9 protein-coding genes and 1 rRNA gene are annotated in these 8,786 nt (G+C 35.8%); all 10 read right to left on the bottom strand.

Going from position 1 to position 8,786, the window contains the following annotated elements:
* Positions 1-160: 160 nt before the first annotated feature.
* Positions 161-1,156 carry an inorganic phosphate transporter gene (locus tag EO120_RS07900; RefSeq protein WP_127134939.1) on the bottom strand — a complete coding sequence of 332 codons (996 nt, stop codon included), beginning with the start codon at positions 1,154-1,156 and terminating at the stop codon, positions 161-163.
* Positions 1,149-1,778, bottom strand: a complete 630-nt coding sequence (locus tag EO120_RS07905) for a DUF47 domain-containing protein (RefSeq protein ID WP_127134940.1) — start codon at positions 1,776-1,778, stop codon at positions 1,149-1,151. Before EO120_RS07905 ends, EO120_RS07900 begins: the two co-directional genes overlap by 8 nt.
* Before the next feature lie 154 nt (positions 1,779-1,932).
* Entirely contained in the window at positions 1,933-2,427 is a 495-nt protein-coding gene (locus tag EO120_RS07910; RefSeq protein WP_127134941.1) for a MogA/MoaB family molybdenum cofactor biosynthesis protein, read from the bottom strand.
* 8 nt (positions 2,428-2,435) lie between these two features.
* The gene (locus tag EO120_RS07915) at positions 2,436-3,299 is read right to left on the bottom strand and encodes a polysaccharide deacetylase family protein (protein WP_241234920.1); all 864 of its coding nucleotides are present in this window, start codon (positions 3,297-3,299) and stop codon (positions 2,436-2,438) included.
* A 180-nt stretch (positions 3,300-3,479) separates the two neighbouring features.
* The gene (locus EO120_RS07920) at positions 3,480-4,256 is read right to left on the bottom strand and encodes an ABC transporter ATP-binding protein (protein WP_127134942.1); all 777 of its coding nucleotides are present in this window, start codon (positions 4,254-4,256) and stop codon (positions 3,480-3,482) included.
* Entirely contained in the window at positions 4,257-5,084 is an 828-nt protein-coding gene (locus EO120_RS07925) for an ABC transporter ATP-binding protein (protein ID WP_206512485.1), read from the bottom strand.
* Positions 5,081-5,905: a nickel/cobalt ABC transporter permease gene (gene opp1C / locus EO120_RS07930; protein WP_127134944.1), complete on the bottom strand. Its 825-nt coding sequence runs from the start codon at positions 5,903-5,905 to the stop codon at positions 5,081-5,083. Before opp1C ends, EO120_RS07925 begins: the two co-directional genes overlap by 4 nt.
* A gap of 3 nt (positions 5,906-5,908) precedes the next feature.
* On the bottom strand, positions 5,909-6,844 hold the full coding sequence (gene opp1B / locus EO120_RS07935) for a nickel/cobalt ABC transporter permease (RefSeq protein WP_127134945.1): 936 nt from the start codon (positions 6,842-6,844) through the stop codon (positions 5,909-5,911).
* Positions 6,845-6,945: 101 nt separating this feature from the next.
* Entirely contained in the window at positions 6,946-8,526 is a 1,581-nt protein-coding gene (gene nikA, locus EO120_RS07940; RefSeq protein WP_127134946.1) for a nickel ABC transporter substrate-binding protein, read from the bottom strand.
* 173 nt (positions 8,527-8,699) lie between these two features.
* Positions 8,700-8,786, bottom strand: a 5S ribosomal RNA gene (rrf, locus tag EO120_RS07945); the annotation flags it as partial.

Here is an 8,786-nt window from a genome sequence, read left to right on the forward strand (position 1 = left end):
TTTAGTATAAACTATGAAAAACAATACTGCAATGGTGTACTTTTAATAAAATCAAAAAAATATATAAAAAGAACTACTATATAAATAATATCCACCCTATTCATACAGAATAGAAGCATATATTTTATACAGTAGTTCTTCATGTAGTATAAAATTTGTATTAGCCAAACAAGATATGACCTACTAAATAGGCAATAGCAGCTACTAAACCTGACAGTGGAATCGTAACAAACCATGCCATTACCATAGATCTAGCAACCCCCCAGTTTACAGCTTTTACACGTTTAGAAGAACCAACACCAAGCAAAGAACCACTCACTACGTGAGTCGTACTTACTGGCAAGTGAAGGAATGTAGCTGTAAAAATGGTAATAGCAGAGTTTAAATCTGCTGCAAAACCATTAATAGTTTCAATTTTGAAAATTTTAGTTCCCATAGTAGAGATGATTTTCCATCCCCCTGCAGCTGTACCAAGCGCCATCGCTGTAGCACAAGCCAATTTCACCCACATAGGTACATCTAAAGTATCAATATAACCACCACTCAATAAGGTAAGGGTAATAATCCCCATCGCCTTCTGTGCATCATTGGATCCATGAGAGAAAGCCATTAAAGTAGCAGATAAAATCTGCATGCGTCTAAATTGATCATTTAACGTAATAGGAGAAAATCGACCAAAAATAAGAAGTAACAGTTTCATCACAATGTAACCACCCACCATAGCCACAATGGGAGATACAATTAGGGATAAAAAGATTTTAATAATCCCTTGTTCATTTAAAGCATCAAAACCTACAGAAATGCCAACTGCACCAATAATGCCACCAATTAAGGCATGCGATGAGGAACTAGGTATTCCCCACCACCACGTGAGTAGATTCCATACGATAGCACCAACCAAAGCGGCACAGATAATCCCACTATTGATAAGATCAGCGGACATAACAATATCGCCACCAATCGTTTTAGCAACACCAGTACTCACCATGGCACCTAAAAAGTTAAGTACTGCAGTGAGCATAATAGCTTTTTTAGGTTCTAATGCACGAGTCGATACAGATGTAGCAATAGCGTTCGCTGTATCGTGAAAACCATTGATGTAATCAAAAGCTAATGCAAAGAATACGACGGCCCATACTAAATAGTGATCAAGCATATTTCAACACCACCCGGCGGAATGTACCCACCAAATCTTCACAACCATCGATAACATCTTCCATAGCGCTAAGAATTTCTTTCCATTTGATAATTTCAATAGGATCCTTGCACTCTGTAAAGAGTTTAGCCATTTCTTCGTGATAAATATTATCTGCTTCAGATTCTAATTTCAATACTTGATGCACACGGCCTTCTACCTTAACATGATCTTTTTTCAAGCTTCCCATATAACCGATAGATTTATTGATGTGCTTTACACATTTCACAATGATTTCACTCATGCGAACAGCCCCATCGCTAGGACTCCCTACATGGTACATCAACATTTTATCCATAATTTCCTTGATATTATCCAATGTAGTATCTAATTGATCAATGAGTAATTGAATATCCTCGCGATCCATTGGAGTGATGAAAGTTTTTCGTAAACGCTCTACTGTTTCATTTACTAATTCATCAGCAGCTTTTTCTTTAATATCAATTTCAAGGAATGCGTCCTCTTTCGATACTTCACCTTTGAAAACACGTTCCATCATTTCCGCACTTTCATAAGTCAAACTAGCATGATTTTCCAAGATACTAAAAAACTTTTCTTCTTTACCTTTTAATTTAAAAGCCATAGAGATCCTCCTGATACATCAAGCTTCTACAATTACAATTTTATTATAGCATGGACCTAAGAACGCTCCTAGTTTTACTTCAAAAATCATCTTGCAATATACAAAAGAATGGCTTGCAAATTAATTATCACTGATTAATAAAATATTAGTACTACTATTTTGTAATCTCTCTCACTAAATGTGGCATTTCAGGAATGATTAATTGGCTCATCGCCAAAGTAACAGCACCAACGGAGCCAGGAATTGAAAAAATCAAGGTGTTTGTGTTTACTCCTGCTTCAGCACGTGATGCAATAGCTTTTGTACCAATATCTTCAGTATAGGATAAGTATCTAAAAATTTCACCGAATCCAGGAATTTGTTTTTCAAATAAAGATTTCACCGCTTCAATGGTCACATCACGAGCAGCAATACCTGTTCCACCTGTCGTAATAATGACATCTATAGACTCATCATTGCACCAAGGAATTAAGGTATTGCGGATACTATTATAATCATCTATAACAATAGCACGGTCTTTAACACTATGATTCGCAGCAAGCACAAAATGCTCCACTGTATTGCCTCCCTTGTCAGTTTCTATAGTACGCGTATCAGATACGGTTAAAATAGCTATCCCTAAAGGGCGTTGTACGGTCTCGTGTGACATATAACCTCCTAAAATAATGGAACTAGTTCTGCTAATGTAATATGCCCATTACGGAGCAAATCATCTCGCCATTGCCATGTAACTGCCACAAAAGGAGCACAATGAAGGCGCATTAAAAACGATATATACGTCGTATCATTTTCAAAAATAGGAATCCTCGGCAAAGCATACAAGTTTTGTCCCGGCTTTACTGTCCCTGGCTCTACGGTGAAAGCCATCTTATAACCACTATTCTTTGTAATGGCTTGTATTCCCCCATTATTAAATCCACCAGGATAAGCTAAATAGGAAATCTTTTTTCCCACCAATCCTTCTAAACTCCTTTTACCACCACTAATTTCATCTTCCCAATTTTGACTCCCCACATGCGTCAAAATATGATGATGATTCGTATGCCCTTCTATAGTGAAATTGTTGGATTCCATCATTTTCATTTGTTCTATAGAGACAAATCGAGGCGTATTAACAGCATCACTAATCATAAATAAAGTAGCCTTCATGTTATACGACTTAAGAATTGGCATTGCATGCTCATAATTATCAATATAACCATCATCAAAAGTAATGACAACAGGCTTATCTGGTAATGGTGCATCATGCACTATATAATCATAAAGCTCATCTAAAGTAATAGTGTGATATCCATTGCGATGCAAATAGTCCATTTGCTCTTTAAAAACCTGTACAGGTATAGTTAAAGGCGATATATTAACATCATTCACTTGATGATAATTTAATACCGGCACTCCATAAAGTTTATAATCTGACGATATATACCATATACTACCTAATAAAATTATCACACTTAACACGATTACGCTACTAACAATAGCAATCCACTTTATAAAAGTGCCACACATCGATTTCATCATAAAACCTCTCTGACATTGCATTTCTATATTCATACTTACTTATCGAGGATAGCATAATATAAAGGGAAGGTAAAGAAAAAGAACCAGACTACTATGACATTATGTAATTAACTACATAATACTCTATAGTCTGATTCTCATATATAGTGACATAATATATGTTTAAGAGATGATTATATGTTACATGTTAATATCCAAGATAGAATGCAATAAAGATTTAGCATAATCACTAGTAACATGGCTCATATCTTCCACAGGAATCACTTCTTCTACCCGACCTTTATATAGAAATAATACACGATCACAAAGATAAGTAACAGATGGTAAATCATGGGTAATGAAGATATAGGTAAAGTTGTATTGCTTCTTAATATCCTTTAAGAGATCCATAACTTGCACTTGCGTATGTGCATCTAAAGAACTAATGGCTTCATCAAACAAGATTACCTTTGGTTGCACCGCAATAGCTCGCGCAATACATATTCGCTGCAACTGCCCTCCCGATAGTTGATGGGGATAGCGGTATAAAAACTCTTCGTCTAAACCAACCAATTTTAATAAACGAACTGCTTCTTGCTCTACATCAATACATTTTCCTGTCCGCCTAAACAAAACGATAAATGATTCATTAATGATATCTCGTACGGTAAAACGAGGATTTACAGATGTCGTATAGTCTTGGAATACAACTGCCAATGTACCTGGTTCTAAAGCCCCTCTTTTTGTATATAATTCTACACTATCAATCGATATAGAACCTTTAAAAGGTTGTAGCAATGAGCATATAACACGACCTAACGTGCTTTTACCACTGCCAGACTCACCCAGAATCCCTAAGCACTCCCCCTCTTTAACATCAAAAGATACATCATACAAAATTTGTTGATACGTTTTTTTGAAAATAAAATGCCCTGATGATTTTGGAAAGTGTACGCATACATGATCTAGTTTTATCATCTATCTTACCTCCCCTATTCGTAAAATTGATTTATAATATTCAGCAACAGCTAACTTCTTTTCAATCAATAGCTTGGTGTATGGGTCCTTTGGTTGTTGAAATATATCACTAACAGTACCATGATCGACGAGTTTACCTTTATTAAGCACAATAATTTCATCGGCAATATGAGAAAGAACGCTTATATCATGTGTAATAAATACCATACCTACACGACTCGCTTCTTTAATACGTTTAAACTCATTAATAATTTCGTATTGAGTAATACTATCGATAGCTGTAGTCGGTTCATCGCATATAAGTAATCTTGGATTCATACTCATAGCTATACCAATCATAACCCGCTGTAACATACCACCAGATAACTGATGGGGGAATTTTTCCAACACCCCCTCCGGTTCATGAATGCACATTGCATTCAACATAGCTAAAGCCCGTTCCTTATATTCCTGTTTTAGGTAACACCCATGAGCATCAAAGGTTTCATAAATTTGATTACCTATTTTATACAACGGGTCAAAACAAGTCATCGGGTTCTGCAAAATCATACCAATAGCAGAGCCTCTCAACATCCGTAATTCACAATCACCTAATGCTAATAAATCTCGCCCCTCAAAATGTGCCATGCCAGAAATTTGAAAATCATGGTTCAACAACCCTAGTATAGCTTTAGTAGTCATACTTTTGCCTGAACCAGACTCACCTAAAATCCCTAAACACTTACCAGCTTTCACAGAAAAGGATATATCCTGCACTATCTGTTTTTTCTGACCACGTTGTACAAAATTGATATGTAAATGTTGTACGTCTAAAATAGTTTGACTCACGATTGAACCTCCTTTGGATCCAACGCATCCCGGATTGCATCACCTAAGAGGTTGAAGGCTGATACAAGGATTACAATAGCTACACCTGGAGCAATCATTTGCATAGGATTAATAGTTAATACATTCTTTGCCTCATTGAGCATAGCCCCCCATTCAGGCAAAGGCGCTTGAATACCAAGGCCCAAGAAAGATAATGTAGAAATATTAATGATGGTCCAACCTACATCGAGACTAGCGAGAACTGCAATTTCAGAGGCAATACTAGGCAATAAATGGCGCCCTAAAATAAAAGATTCTTTACTCCCTATACAACGAGAATACAAAATAAAATTTCTGTCTCTATATTGCATAACCTTCGTGCGAATCAGACGTGCATACCAAGCCCATTTTATAACTACATTAGCAATAATGATATTTTGTACATCTACACCAAGTAAAGCAATAACTGCAAAAATCATGATTTGACTTGGAAATGACAACATCATATCTACAAGGCGCATAATCACTTCATCAAGAAAACCGCGGAAATAACCTGAAACAAGCCCCATAAATGCCCCTAAACTAATTGTGGCAATCATGGTTAACAGCGATAAAAACAGAGTTGGTCGAATACCATAAATAAGGCGTGACAGAATGTCTCTACCTAAATGGTCAGTCCCCAAAGGATGCTCTAAAGAATAAGGAGCAAATTTAATTAAAATATCATTAGTATACGGATCATAAGGAGCAATCCATGGTGCAAAAATGCCCATAAGAGCGATAGCACCAATAAAACTAGCTAGCCCCACTACTAACCGATTACGCATTAATAAGGCAATCATCATTTACTCCTTTCTCAATCGTGGATCCACAATATGTTGAATAATGTCAAATAGTAAATTAAATACAACAAATAAGAATCCTACGAATAAAACATAAGTCTGTATAATCGGATAATCTCGATTAAAAATAGAACTAATGCATAATTGTCCCAACCCAGGCCAAGCAAACACATTCTCTACAACGATAGTACCAGAAATCAGTTGAGGAATACTCATACCAATAGCTACAATACAGGTATGTAGAGAATTCATTAAAATATGCTTAGTTAATATAATATGTCGTTTCACACCTCGCACTGTAGCATAAGTGACAAAATCTTCTCTCATAATTTCTAACATATTATTGCGAATCAATCGGATATATGTAGAGATATACGTTAAACTGACTGTGAAAGCTGGTAAAACAAGATGTTTCCAGCTCGCACTACCACTAGTAGGTAACAAATTTAACTTAATACTAATAATCCAAATGAGTAACAACCCAATCCAGTATGCTGGCATAGATGTCGTAATAAATACGAATCCCCTCATAATCCGATCAAACAAACCATCTTTATAAACAGCACAAAAAAAGCCAATAGGTACACTTAGACCGATAACAAATACTAAAGATGTCAATGCCAACACAAGTGTGGATGGCAAAGCTCTCTCAAATTCACTCAACACAGTACGTGTAGGATTGACATAAGACACGCCAAAGTCAAGTTGCAAACAATTCACTAGCCAATACCAATAGCGAACTAAAAATGGCTCATCTAGCCCTAGTTCTAAACGAACTTGGGCTATCATTTCAGGTGTAATTATTGGCGTTTGACGCACCCGCAAAGCAACTTCAGCTGGATCAGAAGGGATTAAATTAATGAAAATAAAACAAACAAATGAAATAGCTAAGAGCAATGGTATAGCCGTTAATGTACGCCGTAGGATATAACTAAACATAAACTTCTCCTTTACATGGGAATAAGGCTATTGTAGAAAGCTCTACAATAGCCTTATTCAATTTGTATCTAAGATAATAAAATATAAACTGAGATACACAATTATTTTTCAAGAGACATAGAAGCAAATGGCACTTCATATTGGGTAGGCATGAAGTGAACCCCTTTTACACGGTTATTATAAACAGCTTTATTTGTTTCATATGTAATTGGAATATAAACTGCATCTTCATGGAGATGAGTTAATACAAATTTGTATAACTCTTGACGACGAGTTTCGTCAGTAGATGTCAAAATTTCTGTAATAGCATTATCAATTTCCGCTTTATCCGCTAAACCTTGTTGCGCTGCATAATCACCATATACTGGACGTCTCATACCAGACAAAGATGATTGTGGATCATATGGTGTGCCCCAAGAGATATTAAATACCAAGTCAAAGTTACCAGCTTTCATATTATCGCGATAAGATTGTTCTTCTTCACCTTTAATAGTCAGCTTAATACCAACTTTCTTATATTCAGCTTGCAAGAATTCTGCAATATTTTTCTCTGTTACACTATCAGCATTATATAAGAGGTTAAACTCCAATGGCTTTCCATCTTTAGTATAAATCCCATCTGCACCTAATACATAGCCAGCCTCAGACAATGTAGATTTAGCTTTTTCCTCACTATACTCATATGGCTTTAATCCTACATTTGCATATGGAACAGACGTAGCAAACAATGTATCTGCTGCTGGTTCTAAACCATAGAAAATGCCTTCAGAAATTTTTTGTTTATTCGTAGCATATTGCAATGCATAACGTACTGCTTTATCATTTAGACCAGGTTTCGTCGTATTAATTACGATTTGACGAGTAGATGTAGGTTTCGACACATCTGCGGTAAAACCTTTCAAGTCTTTAAACTTTCTCATTGCATCAGGATCAACCATATTTTTACCATAAATTAAATCGATTTCACCTTTTTCAAGAGCTAAAATACGAGTTTGATTATCAGGAATAACTTTTACAACAATCTTCTTAATTTTAGGCTGCTCTCCCCAATAATTTTCATTTGCTTCAAAAACAGCATATTTATCAGTTACTACTTCTGTTAATTTGTATGGGCCAGAACCTACATAACTAGTTACACCATCTTTTGTAGTACCATTTTTCATAGATTTAGGAGAAATCATCGCAAATGGACGCGTAACACCTAACTCTGTTAATAATGGATAATATGGTTTTGAAAGCTTAATAACAAATGTATTCGCATCTGTTGCTTCATAACTGGTAATCAAATCAAGGGATTCAAGCCAAGTATGACGAGAACGATTATCTAAAATTGCATCAAAGTTTGCTTTAATAGCATTCGCATCTAATACCTCCCCATCAGAGAATTTCATATTAGGACGAATGTGGAATGTATATGTTAAACCATCAGCACTAATATCCCAAGACTCTGCCAAACCAGGGCCATAACCAGTATCAGTAATCTGTACTAATGTGTCATATAGCATTTCCTGTGCATACATTTCACCTGCATATAAATGAGGGTTTAAATCACGAATATCGCGAAAATTAGCAAATGTTAATTGCTCTGGATTCTGAACTTCTGTCGTAGAACTACCACAACCAAGAACTCCAAATAGCCCCATTGTTAATGCAGCTACACCTATTAGACGTTTTACTTTCATACAATTCTCCTCAAACTACAAATGATATTAATTCACAAAATTAGAATTAATTTAAGGATATAATATATTGATATTGAAAGTCAAATTCGATATTGGCATAGATATGATGAAATATGAAAATTAAATAATCCTATTATAAAAAAAAGACACACCCTCAGGTGTGTCTTTTGCTTAATCAGCGACTTCCTATCCTCCCAGGCCGTCTCCAGCCAAGTACTTTCGGCGTTTATGAGCTTAACTACTGTGTTCGAGATGGGAAC

This window comes from Veillonella caviae (genome assembly GCF_003992125.1).
Lineage (GTDB): Bacteria > Bacillota > Negativicutes > Veillonellales > Veillonellaceae > Veillonella > Veillonella caviae.

Bases quoted from the DNA above. Each gene is read 5' to 3' on its own strand.
- opp1C (WP_127134944.1), bottom strand. From the start codon at position 5,905: ATGATTGCCTTATTAATGCGTAATCGGTTAGTAGTGGGGCTAGCTAGT.
- opp1B (WP_127134945.1), bottom strand. From the start codon at position 6,844: ATGTTTAGTTATATCCTACGGCGTACATTAACGGCTATACCATTGCTC.
- EO120_RS07910 (WP_127134941.1), bottom strand. From the start codon at position 2,427: ATGTCACACGAGACCGTACAACGCCCTTTAGGGATAGCTATTTTAACC.
- EO120_RS07915 (WP_241234920.1), bottom strand. From the start codon at position 3,299: ATGATGAAATCGATGTGTGGCACTTTTATAAAGTGGATTGCTATTGTT.
- EO120_RS07920 (WP_127134942.1), bottom strand. From the start codon at position 4,256: ATGATAAAACTAGATCATGTATGCGTACACTTTCCAAAATCATCAGGG.
- EO120_RS07905 (WP_127134940.1), bottom strand. From the start codon at position 1,778: ATGGCTTTTAAATTAAAAGGTAAAGAAGAAAAGTTTTTTAGTATCTTG.
- nikA (WP_127134946.1), bottom strand. From the start codon at position 8,526: ATGAAAGTAAAACGTCTAATAGGTGTAGCTGCATTAACAATGGGGCTA.
- EO120_RS07900 (WP_127134939.1), bottom strand. From the start codon at position 1,156: ATGCTTGATCACTATTTAGTATGGGCCGTCGTATTCTTTGCATTAGCT.